Below are 16053 nucleotides of genomic sequence, written 5' to 3' on the forward strand. Positions count from 1 at the left end.
GGGGCCCAGGCGTTGCCCGGCAACGTTTGGGGCGAAGCGCGCGCAGCGCACTTCGTGTCCCGCGCCAGATAACTGAAAAAGGCCGCCCAGGGGGCGGCCTTTTTCAGTTATCTGGCGGAGAGAGGGGGATTCGAACCCCCGAAGCGCGGTTTAGACGCTTACACACTTTCCAGGCGTGCTCCTTCAACCACTCGGACACCTCTCCGGATCCCTGCCATCGGCAAACGCCTCAGCAGGGGCGCAGATTCTAGCGGGCGGCGCGGCGGGACACAAGCACCCCGATCAGGGAGGCATCCCGCAGCGTTGAAGGCGAGGGGGCTGGACAGGCATGGCACAATGGAACATCCGATGGAAAACGGTGGCCCGATGTCCTATCTCGTCCTTGCCCGCAAGTGGCGTCCGAAGCGTTTTGCCGAGCTGGTGGGCCAGGAACACGTGGTCCGCGCGCTCAGCAATGCGCTGGACAGCGGCCGGGTCCACCATGCGTTCCTGTTCACCGGCACCCGCGGCGTGGGCAAGACCACCATCGCGCGCATCTTCGCCAAGTCGCTGAACTGCGAGCAGGGCACCAGCGCCGACCCATGCGGCCAGTGCGCGGCCTGCCTGGACATCGACGCCGGCCGCTACATCGACCTGCTGGAAATCGACGCCGCGTCGAACACCGGCGTGGACGACGTGCGCGAAGTGATCGAGAACGCGCAGTACATGCCCTCGCGCGGCAAGTTCAAGGTCTACCTGATCGACGAAGTGCACATGCTGTCCAAGGCGGCGTTCAACGCGCTGCTGAAGACGCTGGAAGAGCCGCCGGAGCATGTGAAGTTCCTGCTGGCCACCACCGACCCGCAGAAGCTGCCGGTCACCGTGCTCAGCCGTTGCCTGCAGTTCAACCTCAAGCGCCTGGACGAAGACCAGATCCAGGGCCAGATGACCCGCATCCTGGCCGCCGAGGAAATCGAGGCCGACGCCAGTGCCATCGTGCAGCTGGCCAAGGCCGCCGACGGCAGCCTGCGTGATGGGCTGTCGCTGCTCGACCAGGCCATCGCCTACGCCGGTGGTGCACTGCGCGAGGACGTGGTGCGGACCATGCTGGGTACTGTCGATCGCACCCAGGTAACGGCCATGCTCGATGCGCTGGCCGCGGGCGATGGCCCGCGCCTGCTGCAGGTGGTGGCCGCGTTGGCCGAGTTCTCGCCGGATTGGAGTGGCGTGCTGGAAGCGCTGGCCGAAGGCCTGCACCGCATCCAGGTGCAGCAGCTGGTGCCGGGTGCCGCAACTGCGGAAGGCCTGGATGCGGCTGCATTCGCCGAGCGCCTGCGCCCGGAAGTGGTGCAGCTCTGGTACCAGATGGCGCTCAATGGCCGTCGTGACCTGCCGCTGGCGCCGAGCCCGCGCGCGGGCTTTGAAATGGCCGTGCTGCGCATGCTGGCGTTCCGTCCCGCCGCGGCCGTACCGCCGGTGCCGACGTCGGTCGACGCTGCCGGCGGCGGCGTGCCGGGGGGGACTGCCGCCGGAGGTGGCGCCGCTGCCCCCGAAGCGGCGCCGGCCGCCGCTGGCACCTCGGCCGCCCAGGCCGTAGCGCAGGCGCCCGCGACGGCACAGGCTGCGCCGCGTGAGCCCGAACCCGAACCTGACCCGGCCCCGCAGCCGACACCGGACCCGGAGCCGGAGCCGGTTCCGGTGGAAGAACCGGAGTCGCCGCCGCCGCTGAAGGCGGAGGCAGCGTTGCCGACGGCCGCCGCTGACACTCGGGCGAGCGATGACCTGCCGCCGTGGGCCACCGACGAAGCCGAGGCCCGTGATGCGGCGCTGGCGGCCGAGATGGCGGGCCCGGATGCGGCCATGGTCGCCCCCTGGCACGAGCCGCCGGCACCGGCGGTCGCGCCTGCTGAAGCCGCACCCGCCGAGCCGGGGCGTCCGTTCCGCGCCGAAGGCATTGCCATCGCGCCCGCCGAGCCCGCCCCGATGTTCAAGGCCGCGGCGCAGGAAGGCGTCAGCGAGCTGGCCACCGCCGAGGACTGGCTGGACCTGGTGGCCAACAGCGGCCTGAGCGGCCCGTCGCGGCAGCTGGCCGCCAACGCGGCGTTCATCAGCTGCCAGCACGGGACCTTGAAACTGGGCCTTTCGCCCGGATTTGAATACCTGCGTTCGGAGCGCGCGCTGGCCGCCCTGGGCGAGATGCTGGCCAAGGCCCTCGGCCAGGCGCCGAAGATCGTGGTCGAGACCGTGGAGGCCGAGCACGTTCCGGCTGAGACCCTGCACCAGCGTGCCGACCGCGAGCGTGGCGAGCGGCAGCAGCTGGCAGAGGCCGTTTTCATGGACGACCCGGAAGTGCAGGTGCTGATCCAACAGCACGGTGCGCGGGTCGTTTCCGATTCCATCCGTACTTTTGACGAGTAAGACACCATGCGCGGAAACATCGCCCAACTGATGCAGCAGGCCCAGAAGATGCAGGAGAACCTGCAGAAGGCCCAGGAAGAAATCGCCAGGATCGAAGTGACCGGCAGCGCCGGTGGCGGCATGGTCAGCGTGACGCTGACCGGCGCCAAGGAATGCCGCAAGGTGCGCATCGATCCGTCGCTGACCAGCGATCCGGAAATGCTGGAAGACCTGATCGCCGCCGCCTTCAACGATGCTTCGAACAAGATCGATGCCGAGTCGAAGTCGAAGATGGGCTCGGCCACCGCCGGCATGCAGCTGCCGCCGGGCATGAAGCTGCCGTTCTGATTTTCAGCGTGGCACCCGCGTAACCGGGTGCCACGGACCCTGTAGCTGTCGAGCTTGCTCGACGCCCTGAAAGCATGCCGCCGTGTCCGCACCCCTGCTTGAACAACTGATCGATGCGCTGCGGGTGCTGCCTGGCGTGGGCCAGAAGACCGCCCAGCGCATGGCCTACCACCTGCTCGAACGTGAGCGCGAAGGTGGGCAGCGCCTGGCCGAGGCGCTGGCGCTGGCGGTAGAGCGCATTGGTCATTGCGCGCAGTGCCGCGATTTCAGCGAAACCGAGCTGTGCCCGACCTGCGCCAACAGCAGCCGTGAGCGCAGCCAGCTGTGCGTGGTCGAATCGCCGGCCGATCGGCTGGCCATCGAGAACGCCACCGGCTTCCGCGGTGTGTACTTCGTGCTGCAGGGCAGGCTGTCGCCGCTCGATGGCATCGGACCGCGTGAGCTGGGCCTGGAGCAGCTGGAGCAACGCCTGGCCGAAGGCGAGGTGCAGGAGCTGATCATCGCCACCAGTGCCACGGTCGAGGGTGAGGCGACGGCGCACTACCTGGCGCAGCTGGCGCGGGCGCGCAAGGTGCAGCCCAGCCGCCTGGCGCAGGGGCTGCCGCTGGGCGGTGAGCTGGAGTACGTCGACCGCGGCACGCTGTCGCATGCGTTCGGAACGCGCAGCGAGTTCCGCGATTGAGCGCGGGCCGGGCATTGCCCGGCGCGGCCGGCCTACAATGCCGATGACATCTCCGCCGAGGCCGACCATGAGCACCGAAACCCTCTTCAGCAAGATCATCCGCCGCGAGATTCCGGCCACCATCGTCTATGAGGATGATGAGGTGCTGGGGTTCAAGGACATCGCGCCGCAGGCACCGGTGCATGTGTTGTTCATTCCGAAGAACGAGATCATCCCCACCCTGGATGACCTGCAGCCGTCGCAGGCGCACCTGATCGGCAAGCTGGCCCTGGCCGCCGCCGAGTACGCGCGCCGCGAGGGTTTGGCACAGGATGGCTACCGCATCGTGATGAACTGCCGCGAGCATGCCGGGCAGACCGTGTTCCACATCCACATGCACCTGCTGGCCGGTGCGCCGCTGGGGCATTTCGGTGCGCCGGGGCGTTGAAGCTCTATCCACGCCATGCGTGGACGGAAAAGGCCGCCCTTGGGCGGCCTTTTCCGTCAAACGTGGCGGGCGGTGATCACCACCAGCCCCAACGGCCGTAGCCGCCCCAGTACGGGCCATAGGGGCCCGGGCCCCACGGGCCGTAGGGGTAGGGCACCACATCCACCTGGCGCTGTTCCGGCCACAGGTAGATCACGTCGGCCGACAGCTTCGGCAGGCGGTAGTCGTATTCGCCGATGCGGGTGTTCTGGTAGCCATCGATCTTGCCGATGAAGGTCACATCGCGCCCGGCTTCGAACACGGCCGGGTCGTAGAAGCCGGCGCGGCAGGCAATGAAGCGGCCATCGCTGGCGTCGGATGACGTGGTATTCGGACGGCCACTGCCATTGAGCGGGCGCGAAATGATCTGGAAGCAGGTCTCGCCCTGGCCGGGCTTGGTTTCGATGATGCGGCCGCCCCAACGGACCGGCGTGCCGACCTGCTGGGTGGCGACCGAGTCGCGCGGGGAGACCAGGCTGAACTGTCCCTGCAGCGGCTTGGGGGCCGTGGCGCAGGCCGACAGGGCCAGCGTGGCCACAGCGGTGAGAAGGAACTTGGTGTTCATGGGGAGGCTCCGGAAGTCGGGCGATGCCTGCGCAGGTCCCGCAATAATGAAGCGAGGTCGGTGCAAGTTCCAGCGTAACGCGCGTCAGCGAAACGCTGGCTGAGTGCGAGCAGCGCCGGATCGGGCCGCGCGGCATGCACCCGCAGCGCCCAGTCGCGCGCGGTTTCGTGTGGCTCCCGGGCCAGCCCGAGGCGAGCGTAGCGACGGGCCAGCCGGTGCCAGGCGCGCAGCAGCGGGTCGCGCTCGCGTTCGCCCCGGGCCAGCAGCCATGCCATCCAGGCCAGCGCCATCAACGCGGCGATCACAAAGCCGGCCAGCAGCTGGGCAGGCGCCAGATTGTCCAGGCCCAACGGCTTGAGCAGTTGCTGCTGGCGCTGGGCGTCGAAGGACAGCACCAGGTCGTTCCAGCCGCGGCGCAGCCAGTCGCCCACCTGGCCCAGTTGCAGCCAGCGCTGCTGCAGCGGGGTGTCGGAGGCCGCCAGCAGGCGGTCGTCAAGCGTATCGAGGATGCGCTCCGGCGCCACCGCAGCGGTCGGATCGATGCGCACCCAGCCGCGCTGCGGCAGCCACACTTCGGCCCAGGCGTGTGCGTCCATCCGTCGCACCACCCAGTAATCGCCGATCGGGTTGCGGGCACCGCCGGCGAAGCCGGTCACCACGCGCGCGGGAATGCCGGCATTGCGCATCAGCACCACGAAGGAGGAGCTGAAGTGTTCGCAGAAGCCGGCCTTCTGATCGAACAGGAACTCATCCACCGGGTCGCGGCCGGCCGGCGGCGTATCCAGCGTGTAGGAGAAGTCGGTGCTGATCCACTGCAGTGCGCGGCGCACGAGGGCTTCATCGTCGGCGCCGGCCTGCTGCCGCCACTGCCGGGCCAACGTCGCCGTGCGCGGGTTGAAGCCGGCGGGCAGCTGCAGGGTGGCGTGGCGCAGGTAGGGCGACAGGCTGGTGTCGAAGCGCTGCACCGGCGCCGAGTGCAGGCGCCAGCGGCTGAGCGAGGTGAGCGGGCGTTCGCTGCCCAGGCTCATGTCGGCATCGAGCTGGCTGCCCGCCGGTGCCCGGCTGGGCAGATCCAGCGCTACCAGCTGGCGGCGGTCGGTGGGCTCATAGTCGATCTGGTAGTCCCATCCGGTGGTGGCGGCATCGACCTGCGGTGCCGGCCGTCGCGCGCTGGCACGGTCCCGGGTCCAGCGCCGGCCATCGAAGGCGGTCAGTACCGGGCCACGCCAGTAACGCTGTGCCGGCTCCGGCGTCGCGCCGAAGAACTGCACGCGCAGTGCCGGTGTGTCGTCGGACATCAGGTCCAGCCATTGGCCCGGTTCCATGCTGTCGGACAGCCCCGGCGTCCCCACCGCGCGCTCGGGCACGCCCCATAGCGGGGTGGCCAGCCGCGGGAACAGCCAGAAGCAGGCCAGTGCCAGCGGCAGGCCGATCGCCAGCAGGCGGCCGACGCCCCGCAGCTGGCCACGCAGCGGCAGGCGGCCGGCGTGGCCCTCATCCTGTGCCAGTCGTTGCAGTGCCATCAGCGCGCTGACCCCGGCCAGCGCGGCCAGGGTGGTCGTCAGCGGCCCCTGGTCGAGCAGGAACGCGGCAAAGGGCGAGAACAGGGCGAATCCGAGCAGGCTGCGGGCATCGCGCAGGCTGCGCAGCTCGCTGGATTTGATGGCCAGCATCGCGGCCAGCAGGGCACAGCCGGTATCGCGTCCAGGTCGCACCAGGCCCATCTGCCACACGATCGCCGCAAGCATGCCCAGCACCAGCAGCAGGCGCAGGGGCATCGGCAGCACGCGCCGCCACGACAGCACGGCGGTCAGCAGAGCGGCCACGGCGATCACCGTCGCCAGTACCGGCGGCAGCTGCAGCAACAAGGGAAGCAGCGCCAGCGCGGCACTGGCGAGCGTCGCGTTGCGCGTGGCGCGATCAAGTTCGATGGCGGTGTCAGTCATGGGGCATCAGGGCCAGTGCTCGCAGGCACAGCTGATGGTGGCTGGCGCCCTGGCCGGGCCCGAAGGGCGGATGTGCCGGCAGCAGCAGCGTGTAGCGGCGGCCTTCGCGCTCGGCGCTGTCGACCCAGCGTGCCAACCGCGCGATGCGTGCTTCGCCGCCCAGGGGGGCCAGCGTGTGCCAGTCCAGCACCACGTCGATACCGATGGGCTTTTCATACTCACGCACCAGCAGGCTGTCACGACGTGCCGAGTGCTTCCAGGAAATGCTGCGCGGGGCATCGCCGGTGCGGTAGGCGCGCAGCTGGTGCAGTTCTTCACCGCTGGCGTGGGCGCGGGTATGCAGCGGGTCGTTGCCGCTTTCGGGCAGCGCCGGTGCCATCGTTTCGGCCAGCGGGTGGACCAGCAGCGGTTGTTCCGGCCACACCCATGACCACGCCCGCACCAGCCCCAGCGGCTGGGTGGTGGACAGGCGGATGCGCGGCAGTTCCAGCCAACCGCGTCGCTCGCTGGGAACATCCAGTTCCACCTCGCAGCGGCCGTGCGCCGGCAGCGATGCCCAGGCCTGGCTGTCGCCCAGTTGCAGATGCAGCCCATGCCGTGCGCGCGGATCGCGCAGCGACAGGTCCACCCGCAGGCGCAGCGGCTGGCCGGCCGGCACCGGCTCGGCGGCGATCGCATCGACCTGGACACCGGACAGCTGCAGGTGCGCGGCGATGGCGCTGGCGATGGCCGCAGCGGCCAGCAGCAGCGCCAGCAGCAGTGCCGGGTTGTTGTTGTAGTTCAATGCTCCCAGCAGCATCGCCGACAACACGGCAGCGACGAACAGCCCGAAGCGGGTGGGCAGCACATAGATGCGGTGGCGGTCCAGCCGCTGCGGCAGGGCTTCGGGACTGCGTGGGCGGGCCAGCAGCTGGAGGCGTGCCCAACGCGAGGCCATGCTCAATCCACCGCGACGGTCTGCAGGATCGCCCGCGCCATGGCCGGCCCGGAACTGGACTCGGCCTCGGCAACCAGCCGATGCCCGGCCACCGCCACGAACAGGGTCTGTACATCCTCGGGAACCACGTGGTTGCGGCCGAGCAGCAGCGCGTGCGCCCGGGCCGCGCGCAGCAGCGCCAGGCCGGCGCGCGGCGACAGGCCGACGCGTACGCCGGCGTGCTGGCGGCTGCGGGTCAGCAGTGCCTGCACGTAGTCGATCAGCGCGTCGCTGGCATGCACCTGGCCGACCGCCTCGCGCAGTGCACGCACCTGGTGGTCATCCAGCTTCGGCACGGCACGCGCGATCAGGTCGCGGCGATCGGTCCCCCGCAGCAGCTCGCGTTCGGCCTGTGCACTGGGATAGCCCATCGCCAGGCGCAGCAGGAAGCGGTCCAGCTGCGAGTCCGGCAACGGGAACGTGCCGGACAGATCGACCGGGTTCTGGGTGGCGATCACGAAGAACGGATCGGGCAGTGGATGGGTCTGCCCGTCCAGCGTGACCTGCTGTTCGGCCATGGCTTCCAGCAGGGCGCTTTGAGTGCGTGGTGGTGCACGGTTGATCTCGTCGGCCAGCAGCACATGGGTGAACACCGGGCCCGGATGGAACTGGAACTGGCGGCTGCCGGCCTCGTACACCGATACGCCGAGCACATCGGCCGGCAGCAGATCGGAGGTGAACTGCACGCGCTGGAAGCCGAGGCCCAGGCTGCTGGCCAGCGCATGCGCCAGCGTGGTCTTGCCCAGGCCGGGCAGATCCTCGATGAGCAGGTGACCGCCGGAGAGCAGCGCGACAAAGGCCAGCCTGACTTCCGGCACCTTGCCCAGCACCAGTGCGTTGACCTGATCCTGTGCCTCCCGCAGGGCCTGGCGCAGTTGATCGGGTAGCATGCTGGGATTGGGGGACGAAGCTGGCATGATCGTCTCACGTCTGGAATCCATCGATTATCCATAGAGCAATGCAAGGCGAACAGCGCGCACGGACGATATTTCTCTGGTTATGGACGCTGGTCACAGCGGCCAAGCTGGTGGTGGCTGCGCGCTTGCCGCTTTTTGTCGATGAAGCCTTCTATTGGCAGGAAGGCCAGCACCTGGCCGCCGCCTATTCCGATCTGCCCGGATTGACCGCATGGCTGGCGCGGCTGGGCGTGGAGATCGGCGGAGGCCACGTGCTCGGGTTGCGGCTGCCGTTCCTGGCCATCGGTGCCCTGCTGCCGTTGCTGGTGGTACGCATCGCAACGCGCTGGTTCGGCAATGTCGCCGGCTGGCAGGCCGGCAGCTTGACCTTGTTGATGCCGTTGTCGGCCACGCTGGGCCTGCTGGCGGTGCCGGACGTGCCGATGGCGCTGGCGGCGGTGATCTGCCTGAGTGCCGGCGCACGACTGCTGCACAGCGTGGATGCGTCCTCGGCGATGAAGCTGGCACTGGGCCTGCTGATCGGTGCGCTCAGCCACTACCGTTTCATCGGCGTCATCGGCGTTGGCTTCATCGCCTTGCTGGCGCTGCCGCAGGGCCGGCGCATGCTGGCCGATCCGCGCGTCTGGGTGGCATTGGCGGTGGGCGTGCTGGCGTGGCTGCCGCTGCTGGCGTGGAACGCGGACAACCACGATGCCGGCCTGAAGTTCCAGGTGGTCGAACGTCATCCCTGGGCCTTCGAGTGGAACGGGCTCTGGTTCCTGGTGATCCAGCCGATGCTGGTGACGCCGATCCTGTGCATCGCGATGTGGAAGGTGGCGCTGGCCGGTACCCGCAGCGGTGGCGGCGCGCGCGTGCAGTGGCGTTACTTCGGCCTGGTCGGCGGCGTGTCGACGCTGGGCATCTTCGTGCTGGGCTTCTTCACCGACGTTGAACGGATCAGCTTCCACTGGCCGCTGCCGGGCTACCTGGCGCTGCTGGTGGCGGTGCCGGTGGTGCTCAACGGCTGGCCGCGCTTGCTGCGCCGCGCCGGGTGGTGGCTGGCGGCGGCTGGTGCAGTGCTGGCCTTCGGCTACTACCTGATGGCGTCGACCCCGGCGCTGCGCGAACAGCTGGCCGGCAGCAAGTACTACCCGCGCAACTTCGCCGGTTGGCAGCCACTGGCGGTGGCCGTGCGCGACGAACTGCGGCAGATGCCGCAGGGCACGCGCATCCTGGCGGGCAACTTCAAGGTGGGCGCCGAACTGGGCTTCCAGCTGCATGCCGGTGACATCGAGGTGCTGCCGCATCCGCTCAACGACAAGCACGGGCGGACCGCGCAGCTGGCGCAGTGGAACCTGCTGCACGATGGCCAGCGCGGTGCGCCGATGCTGCTGGTGCTGTCACCCAGCGATCAGCGCTATCGCGATCTGCTGGCGCGCTACCACGCCATCTGCGAGCAGGTGGGACCGTTGCCTGCGCCGCGTGTGGTCAGCAGCGATCATGGATTCCAGCGCTTCCTGTTGTTCCGCCTGCCCGCGCAGCGCGCGCCGGGCCCCTGCGTCACCCCGGCAATGGCGTGGCTGGATTCGCCGGCCAACGGTCAGCCGGTGTCCGGCACGCTGGCAATCAAGGGGTGGGCGTTCAAGGATGGTGCCGGGCTGGAGCGCGTGGAGATCCTGGTCGATGGCCGCCGCATCGGCGATGCGCGTTATGGGCGTGTGTTCGATGTCCGTCACACCTGGCCGGAGAGCACCGATCCGCAACATCCGGCGGTGGGTTTCGATTCGGTGCTCGATACCACGACGCTGCAACCGGGCCGGCATTGGCTGGGCCTGCGCCTGCACGGGCGTGATGGCAGTGTTGAAGAATGGCAGGAGCAGCCGTTCGAGGTTCGTTGAGGTCCTCTGGTCCTGTAGAGCCGAGCCGATGCTCGGCTGCTTCCGCTTCAGATGGCGGGCGGCCTCGAAAAAAGCAGTCGAGCATGGCTCGACTCTACAGATCGAGGGGCGCGCCCCCCGCAGTTCACGGCACCGCAAACCCTGCCTTGCGCAGCAACCCGCACAGCGCGATCAGCGGCAGGCCGATCAGTGCGCTCGGGTCGCGGTTGTCGATCGCCTCGAACAGGCTGATGCCCAGGCCCTCGCATTTGAAGCTGCCGGCGCAGTCCAGCGGTTGTTCGGCGGCCACGTAGCGGGCGATCTCCGCCTGTTCCAGCGTGCGGAAGCGCACCTCGGTCATGTCGAGCGCAGCCCGCGATTCTCCGTCGCGAGTGAGACTGATGGCGGTATGGAAGCGCACCGTCTGCCCGGACATGGCCGCCAGCTGTGCGCAGGCGGCCTCGGCCGTGCCGGGCTTGCCCAGCGGCTGTCCGTTCAGGTCCGCCACCTGGTCCGAGCCGATCACCCAGGCGCCGGGAAGGCGGGCGGCCACCTCGGCGGCCTTGGCGGCGGCCAGGCGGACGGCCAGGGCCTGCGGTGCCTCGCCGCGCAGCGGGGTCTCGTCAACCTCCGGGCGCACGCAGTCAAAAGGCAGTCCCAGCCGTTGCAGCAGCTCGCGGCGGTAGCGGGACGTGGAGGCCAGGACCAGTGACATGCGACAATACCGGGGCAGGGCGGGGCAGTCTGGCCCGTCGCTGGCGCCTACAGCAAGACCCTGTATGGCGGGCATTTGACAGTTGCCGCCCCGATCCTTAGTATTCAGCGGCTTATGTCCGCGAACGTGCCCGAAACGCTGGATGCCTGGCGGATGGTTGTAGCGCGAAGGCGCTTCGACGGTCAGGTGTCCCTGGCTGAATTGACCCGCCTGCAGGGGTTGGTCGCCGATACCGACGGTGAGTGTGTCTACTCGCTTGAATTCGGTCGCGACGACGTCTTGCGGGTATCCTATGTGGAACTGACCATCGATACCGCGTTGCCGCTGACCTGTCAGCGCAGCATGCAGCGATTCCTGTTGCCGGTGAAGGTGACCCAGAGGCTTGGCCTGATCCGCGACGAGGACGAGGAATCGTCCCTGCCGGAGGAATACGAGGCGTTGCTGGTGCCGGAAGATGGCCAGCTCAAGCCGCTGGATCTGGTCGAGGACGAATTGGTGCTGGCGGTGCCGGTGGTACCGCTGTCGCCCGACGGTGAAGCAGTCGACAAGGACTGGGCGCCGAGCGAAGAAGAAACGAAGAAGGCCAACCCGTTTGCGGCGTTGGCGGCATTGAAGAAACAATAGCAGCCGGTTGTCGTCGGCGGCTGCGGCGAAAGCGAAAAGTGTGCTGGGCGCTGGCGTCCTGTGCGACGAAACGACGAAGCAAAACGAACCGAGTTTGGAGCAATCCCATGGCTGTCCAGAAATCCCGTGTTACCCCGTCCCGTCGCGGCCAGCGTCGTTCGCATGACGCCCTGAGCGCCAAGCAGCTGTCGACCGACCCGACCACCGGCGAAGTGCATCTGCGTCACCACATCACTGCTGACGGTTTCTACCGCGGCAAGAAGGTCATCCAGACCAAGACCTCGGCCGTCGAAGAAGATTGATGTGCCGGGAAGGCCGCTGCCTCCGGGCAGCGGCCTTTGCCTTCTTTCCCGGGCGTGCCGGTGATCGGCGGCCCGCGCAACAGGAAACATGATGAGCAAGCGGATCTACTCGAGGATCGCGGGCACCGGTAGCTATTTGCCGGAGAAAGTCCTGACCAACGCCGACCTGGAAAAAATGGTCGAAACCTCGGATGAGTGGATCCAGTCGCGCACCGGAATTCGTGAACGGCACATCGCGGCCGAAGGCGAAACCACCAGCGATCTCGGCTACCAGGCCGCGCTGCGCGCACTTGAAGCGGCCGGCATCGACGCTTCGCAGCTCGACATGATCGTGGTCGGCACGACCACGCCTGACCTCATTTTCCCCTCCACCGCGTGCCTGATCCAGGCCAAGCTCGGTGTGGCGGGCTGCCCTGCTTTCGACGTCAATGCGGCCTGCTCGGGCTTCGTGTTCGCGTTGGGCGTGGCCGACAAGTTCATCCGTTCCGGCGATTGCAGGCATGTGCTGGTGATCGGCACCGAAACGCTGACCCGCATGGTCGACTGGAACGATCGCACCACCTGCGTGCTGTTCGGTGATGGCGCTGGCGCCGTGGTGCTCAAGGCCGACGAAGAAACCGGCATTCTCAGCACCCACCTGCATGCCGATGGCAGCAAGAAGGAACTTCTGTGGAACCCGGTCGGCGTTTCGACCGGCTTCAAGGACGGCGCCAACGGCGGTGGCACCATCAACATGAAGGGCAACGACGTGTTCAAGTACGCCGTCAAGGCGTTGGACTCGGTCGTGGACGAGACCCTGGCCGCCAATGGCCTGGACAAGTCCGACCTGGATTGGCTGATCCCGCACCAGGCCAACCTGCGCATCATCGAAGCCACCGCCAAGCGCCTGGAGATGTCGATGGACCAGGTGGTGGTGACCGTCGACAAGCACGGCAACACCTCGTCCGGCTCGGTGCCGCTGGCGCTGGACGCCGCGGTGCGCTCGGGCAAGGTCGAGCGTGGCCAGCTGCTGCTGCTGGAAGCCTTTGGTGGCGGCTTCACCTGGGGTTCGGCCCTGCTGCGCTATTGATAGTGCAAGTTACGACAACGTGAAGTCTGTCGTTACGGCCCCTCTGGGGCCGTAACGCGTTTAGGAGGTCCTGTCATGGTTGAGCCCATCGTCATTGAAGGGCAGCGCGCCTGGCTGAAGCAGTACGGCAAGGGAAGCCGCGCACTGGCCCTGGGCCTGCTCAATGTCATCGCCCGCCGTTTTCATCTGGACGCACTGCGCCCGCCACCGCACCGCGGCGGCGATGCCGCGCGCGAAACCGAGGCCCGTCGCCTGGGTGAGCTGCAGGCGCAGGGCGTGAACGTGCCCGATGTGCTGGGCAGTGGCCATGCCGCGCTGGTGATCGGCGATAACGGCAGCTCGTTCAATACCTGCCTGCGCGAGGCCGATGACGCCCAGCGCGACCGCCTGGTGATGGCCGCCATGCTGGCCATTGCCGCAGCCCACGCGCGCGGCGCCTACTTCGGCCAGCCGCTGCCGCGTAATCTCACCTGGGATGGTGAAAAGGTCGGCTTCATCGACTTCGAGGAAGATCCGCTGGAAGTGATGGCGCTGTCCGAAGCGCAGGCCCGCGACTGGCTGATGTTCGGCTACGGCGTGGCCAAGTACTACGCCGACCGTCCCGAGCGCTTGCAGGCGATGATGGCCGAGGCGATGGGCGAGGTCCAGGCGCCGGTGCGCGAGCATGTGCATGCGGTCAGTGGCCGCCTGCGCAGCCTGGCCCGGATCTGCATGAAGCTGGGCCGCTCAGCGCGCGCGCTGGCCCATTCGATCTTCATCACCCACGGCGCCAGCACCGCCGGGGTGCTGATGCTGGTGGGCCTGTGCGTGGATTTCCTGGCCGACGGCGATCTGGACGTGCTGCAGCTGTTCTGCTGAGGCTGATAGGGGTCAGATCCCTTTTCCGCAGGAAAAGGGATCTGACCCCGTTGCGCTTGCCCGGCCATTCACCATACGCGTGCATACGCGCACGTACAGACGACACGGCATGTTCCCCCTTATCATGGCCCGCTTCGATTGCAACAAGCGGATGACCGCGTGACCGTATCCACCCTCGCTTTTGTCTTCCCCGGCCAGGGCTCGCAGTCTGTGGGCATGGTGGCCGAGCTGGCTGAACTGCACCCGCAGGTGCGTGACGCCTTCACCGAGGCATCCGATGGTGCCGGCGTCGACCTGTGGGCGCTGTCCCAGGGCGGCCCGGAGGAAATGCTCAACCGTACCGAATACACCCAGCCGGCCCTGCTGGCCGCAAGCATCGGTGTGTGGCGCGCCTGGAACGCCGTGGGCGGTCCGCGCCCGTCGGTGCTGGCCGGCCACAGCCTGGGCGAGTACACCGCGCTGGTCGCTTCCGGCGCGCTGAGCCTGCATGACGGTGCGCACCTGGTGCGCCTGCGCGGCCAGCTGATGCAGGAAGCCGCACCGGCCGGCGTCGGCGCCATGGCCGCCGTGCTCGGCGCTGAAGACCAGCTGGTGCTCGACGTCTGCGCCGAAGCCGCGGGCAGCCAGGTGGTGGTGCCGGCCAATTTCAATTCGCCGGGCCAGATCGTGATCGGCGGCGACGCCGAGGCGGTGGACCGCGCGCTGGCGTTGCTGGCCGAGAAGGGCGTGCGCAAGGCGGTCAAGCTGGCCGTCAGCGTGCCCTCGCACACCCCGTTGATGCGCGAAGCGGCCAACCGCCTCGCCGAAGTGATGGCCGGCCTGTCCTGGCAGGTGCCGCAGCTGCCGGTGGTGCAGAACGTCGATGCCAAGGTGCACGAGGGCGTGGATGCCATCCGTACCGCGCTGGTGCAGCAGCTGTACCAGCCGGTGCAGTGGACCGGCTGCGTGCAGGCGCTGGCCGCCCGTGGCGTCACCCAGGTTGCCGAGTGCGGCCCGGGCAAGGTGCTGACCGGCCTGGTCAAGCGCATCGACAAGGCCATCGACGGCCGTCCGCTGGCCACGCCGGGCGACTTCGAAGCCGCCCGCGAGGCATGGTCGGCCTGACCTTCCCTGTTCCTGCCGACCGTACCGGTGGCCGCTGCAAGCGGTCCGGGTGCGGCGGCCGCTCCCGCCTGAGGAAAACATCATGAGCAAGCCCCTGCAGGGTGAAATCGCACTGGTCACCGGTGCCAGCCGTGGCATTGGTGCCGCCATCGCCGATCTGCTGGCCGCCCAGGGCGCCACCGTCATCGGCACCGCCACCACCGAATCCGGCGCTGCCGCGATCGGTGAGCGCCTGGCCGCCCACGGCGGTCACGGCCGTGCGCTGAACGTCACCGATGCCGCTGCGCTGCACAGCGTGCTCGACGGCATTGCCAAGGAATTCGGCCCGATCTCGATCCTGGTCAACAACGCCGGCATCACCCGCGACAATCTGCTGATGCGCATGAAGGACGAGGACTGGGCATCGATCATCGACACCAACCTGACCAGCGTGTTCCGCACCAGCAAGGCGGTGATGCGCGGCATGATGAAGGCGCGCAAGGGCCGCATCATCAACATCGCATCGGTGGTGGGTGTGACTGGCAATGCCGGCCAGGCCAACTACGCCGCCGCCAAGGCCGGCATCATCGGCTTCAGCAAGTCGCTGGCCAAGGAAATCGGTTCGCGCGGTGTCACCGTCAATGTTGTCGCACCCGGCTTCATCGACACCGACATGACCAAGGCGTTGCCGGAAGAAGCGCGTACCGCGCTGATCAACGACATCGCCCTCGAACGCCTGGGTTCGCCGGAAGACATCGCCCATGCGGTGGCCTTCCTGGCCAGCCCGGCTGCCGGTTACATCACCGGCGAAACCCTCCATGTGAACGGCGGCATGTACATGCCGTAAGCAAGGGGCGCAGGGATTGCGCCGCAAGTGGTTGATCTGCTGAGGTTTTTGCTGCGATGCAAGGCCGCGCCGGTTTCCACTACACTATCCCACGGCCATCGCCTTTGATGGCGACCACTTTTGAACCACAACTCCATCTGGAGCGAGATCCCATGAGCACCATCGAAGAACGCGTCAAGAAAATCGTCGTCGAACAGCTTGGCGTCAAGGAAGAAGAAGTCACCAACAGCGCATCGTTCGTCGATGACCTGGGCGCTGACTCGCTGGACACCGTCGAGCTGGTGATGGCCCTGGAAGAAGAATTCGAGTGCGAGATCCCGGACGAAGAAGCCGAGAAGATCAGCACCGTGCAGGCCGCCATCGACTACATCAAGGCCCACGTCAAGGCCTGATGTCAGACGGCAGTGCGCGTGCGGGTTGATC

Annotated in this window: 17 protein-coding genes and 1 tRNA gene; 12 read left to right on the plus strand and 6 right to left on the minus strand. The window is 67.8% G+C overall.

Features of this window, described 5'->3' with window-relative positions; all coding sequences use genetic code 11:
* Positions 1-112: 112 nt before the first annotated feature.
* Positions 113-205, minus strand: a tRNA-Ser gene (locus ARC23_RS10570).
* A 161-nt stretch (positions 206-366) separates the two neighbouring features.
* Between ARC23_RS10570 and dnaX the strand changes: the two genes are divergently transcribed.
* The 4 genes from dnaX to ARC23_RS10590 all read left to right on the plus strand — a co-directional run bounded on the left by dnaX (position 367) and on the right by ARC23_RS10590 (position 3833).
* Positions 367-2397, plus strand: a complete 2031-nt coding sequence (gene dnaX, locus ARC23_RS10575) for a DNA polymerase III subunit gamma/tau (RefSeq protein WP_057497265.1) — start codon at positions 367-369, stop codon at positions 2395-2397.
* Between the two features lie 6 nt (positions 2398-2403).
* Positions 2404-2724 (plus strand): YbaB/EbfC family nucleoid-associated protein, encoded by a 321-nt coding sequence (locus tag ARC23_RS10580; protein ID WP_019659509.1) that lies wholly within the window; start codon positions 2404-2406, stop codon positions 2722-2724.
* Between the two features lie 82 nt (positions 2725-2806).
* The gene (recR, locus tag ARC23_RS10585; protein WP_049441038.1) at positions 2807-3406 is read left to right on the plus strand and encodes a recombination mediator RecR; all 600 of its coding nucleotides are present in this window, start codon (positions 2807-2809) and stop codon (positions 3404-3406) included.
* A 67-nt stretch (positions 3407-3473) separates the two neighbouring features.
* Complete coding sequence (locus ARC23_RS10590) at positions 3474-3833, plus strand: histidine triad nucleotide-binding protein (RefSeq protein ID WP_057497202.1); 360 nt, start codon at positions 3474-3476, stop codon at positions 3831-3833.
* 76 nt (positions 3834-3909) lie between these two features.
* Here the strand turns inward: ARC23_RS10590 and ARC23_RS10595 are convergent, their stop codons facing one another.
* The 4 genes from ARC23_RS10595 to ARC23_RS10610 are packed head-to-tail and all read right to left on the minus strand — an operon-like array spanning position 3910 to position 8276.
* On the minus strand, positions 3910-4437 hold the full coding sequence (locus ARC23_RS10595; RefSeq protein WP_005408301.1) for a Slp family lipoprotein: 528 nt from the start codon (positions 4435-4437) through the stop codon (positions 3910-3912).
* Positions 4434-6383 (minus strand): transglutaminase TgpA family protein, encoded by a 1950-nt coding sequence (locus ARC23_RS10600; protein WP_057497203.1) that lies wholly within the window; start codon positions 6381-6383, stop codon positions 4434-4436. Before ARC23_RS10600 ends, ARC23_RS10595 begins: the two co-directional genes overlap by 4 nt.
* The gene (locus ARC23_RS10605; protein ID WP_057497204.1) at positions 6376-7320 is read right to left on the minus strand and encodes a DUF58 domain-containing protein; all 945 of its coding nucleotides are present in this window, start codon (positions 7318-7320) and stop codon (positions 6376-6378) included. Before ARC23_RS10605 ends, ARC23_RS10600 begins: the two co-directional genes overlap by 8 nt.
* A 2-nt stretch (positions 7321-7322) precedes the next feature.
* Complete coding sequence (locus tag ARC23_RS10610) at positions 7323-8276, minus strand: AAA family ATPase (RefSeq protein WP_057497266.1); 954 nt, start codon at positions 8274-8276, stop codon at positions 7323-7325.
* Between the two features lie 41 nt (positions 8277-8317).
* Between ARC23_RS10610 and ARC23_RS10615 the strand changes: the two genes are divergently transcribed.
* Positions 8318-10153 (plus strand): glycosyltransferase family 39 protein, encoded by a 1836-nt coding sequence (locus ARC23_RS10615; RefSeq protein ID WP_057497205.1) that lies wholly within the window; start codon positions 8318-8320, stop codon positions 10151-10153.
* A 124-nt stretch (positions 10154-10277) separates the two neighbouring features.
* On the opposite strand, the gene ARC23_RS10620 is transcribed toward ARC23_RS10615, so the two are convergent.
* A complete protein-coding gene (locus ARC23_RS10620) occupies positions 10278-10847 on the minus strand; it encodes a Maf family protein (protein ID WP_057497206.1) in 570 nt (189 codons plus the stop codon).
* A gap of 114 nt (positions 10848-10961) precedes the next feature.
* Between ARC23_RS10620 and ARC23_RS10625 the strand changes: the two genes are divergently transcribed.
* From ARC23_RS10625 to acpP, 7 genes are all read left to right on the plus strand, one after another.
* Entirely contained in the window at positions 10962-11471 is a 510-nt protein-coding gene (locus tag ARC23_RS10625; protein WP_019659501.1) for a YceD family protein, read from the plus strand.
* Between the two features lie 107 nt (positions 11472-11578).
* Entirely contained in the window at positions 11579-11773 is a 195-nt protein-coding gene (gene rpmF, locus ARC23_RS10630; RefSeq protein WP_005408308.1) for a 50S ribosomal protein L32, read from the plus strand.
* Positions 11774-11864: 91 nt separating this feature from the next.
* The gene (locus ARC23_RS10635) at positions 11865-12842 is read left to right on the plus strand and encodes a beta-ketoacyl-ACP synthase III (protein WP_057497207.1); all 978 of its coding nucleotides are present in this window, start codon (positions 11865-11867) and stop codon (positions 12840-12842) included.
* A 75-nt stretch (positions 12843-12917) separates the two neighbouring features.
* Positions 12918-13700, plus strand: a complete 783-nt coding sequence (locus tag ARC23_RS10640; RefSeq protein WP_057497208.1) for a BUD32 family EKC/KEOPS complex subunit — start codon at positions 12918-12920, stop codon at positions 13698-13700.
* 159 nt (positions 13701-13859) lie between these two features.
* The gene (fabD, locus tag ARC23_RS10645; RefSeq protein WP_057497209.1) at positions 13860-14804 is read left to right on the plus strand and encodes an ACP S-malonyltransferase; all 945 of its coding nucleotides are present in this window, start codon (positions 13860-13862) and stop codon (positions 14802-14804) included.
* An 82-nt stretch (positions 14805-14886) separates the two neighbouring features.
* Positions 14887-15630, plus strand: a complete 744-nt coding sequence (gene fabG / locus ARC23_RS10650; protein WP_057497210.1) for a 3-oxoacyl-ACP reductase FabG — start codon at positions 14887-14889, stop codon at positions 15628-15630.
* 152 nt (positions 15631-15782) lie between these two features.
* A complete protein-coding gene (gene acpP, locus ARC23_RS10655) occupies positions 15783-16022 on the plus strand; it encodes an acyl carrier protein (protein WP_005415509.1) in 240 nt (79 codons plus the stop codon).
* Positions 16023-16053 lie beyond the last annotated feature (31 nt).

The organism is Stenotrophomonas beteli, from assembly GCF_001431665.1.
Lineage (GTDB): Bacteria > Pseudomonadota > Gammaproteobacteria > Xanthomonadales > Xanthomonadaceae > Stenotrophomonas > Stenotrophomonas beteli.

What these genes read in the sequence shown, in the direction of transcription:
- ARC23_RS10620 (WP_057497206.1), bottom strand. Translation starts at nt 10,847, where the DNA reads ATGTCACTGGTCCTGGCCTCCACGTCCCGCTACCGCCGCGAGCTGCTG.
- ARC23_RS10610 (WP_057497266.1), bottom strand. Translation starts at nt 8,276, where the DNA reads ATGCCAGCTTCGTCCCCCAATCCCAGCATGCTACCCGATCAACTGCGC.
- ARC23_RS10615 (WP_057497205.1), top strand. Translation starts at nt 8,318, where the DNA reads ATGCAAGGCGAACAGCGCGCACGGACGATATTTCTCTGGTTATGGACG.
- ARC23_RS10595 (WP_005408301.1), bottom strand. Translation starts at nt 4,437, where the DNA reads ATGAACACCAAGTTCCTTCTCACCGCTGTGGCCACGCTGGCCCTGTCG.
- ARC23_RS10580 (WP_019659509.1), top strand. Translation starts at nt 2,404, where the DNA reads ATGCGCGGAAACATCGCCCAACTGATGCAGCAGGCCCAGAAGATGCAG.
- dnaX (WP_057497265.1), top strand. Translation starts at nt 367, where the DNA reads ATGTCCTATCTCGTCCTTGCCCGCAAGTGGCGTCCGAAGCGTTTTGCC.
- ARC23_RS10605 (WP_057497204.1), bottom strand. Translation starts at nt 7,320, where the DNA reads ATGGCCTCGCGTTGGGCACGCCTCCAGCTGCTGGCCCGCCCACGCAGT.
- fabG (WP_057497210.1), top strand. Translation starts at nt 14,887, where the DNA reads ATGAGCAAGCCCCTGCAGGGTGAAATCGCACTGGTCACCGGTGCCAGC.
- ARC23_RS10640 (WP_057497208.1), top strand. Translation starts at nt 12,918, where the DNA reads ATGGTTGAGCCCATCGTCATTGAAGGGCAGCGCGCCTGGCTGAAGCAG.
- rpmF (WP_005408308.1), top strand. Translation starts at nt 11,579, where the DNA reads ATGGCTGTCCAGAAATCCCGTGTTACCCCGTCCCGTCGCGGCCAGCGT.
- ARC23_RS10590 (WP_057497202.1), top strand. Translation starts at nt 3,474, where the DNA reads ATGAGCACCGAAACCCTCTTCAGCAAGATCATCCGCCGCGAGATTCCG.
- ARC23_RS10600 (WP_057497203.1), bottom strand. Translation starts at nt 6,383, where the DNA reads ATGACTGACACCGCCATCGAACTTGATCGCGCCACGCGCAACGCGACG.
- ARC23_RS10635 (WP_057497207.1), top strand. Translation starts at nt 11,865, where the DNA reads ATGAGCAAGCGGATCTACTCGAGGATCGCGGGCACCGGTAGCTATTTG.
- acpP (WP_005415509.1), top strand. Translation starts at nt 15,783, where the DNA reads ATGAGCACCATCGAAGAACGCGTCAAGAAAATCGTCGTCGAACAGCTT.
- ARC23_RS10625 (WP_019659501.1), top strand. Translation starts at nt 10,962, where the DNA reads ATGTCCGCGAACGTGCCCGAAACGCTGGATGCCTGGCGGATGGTTGTA.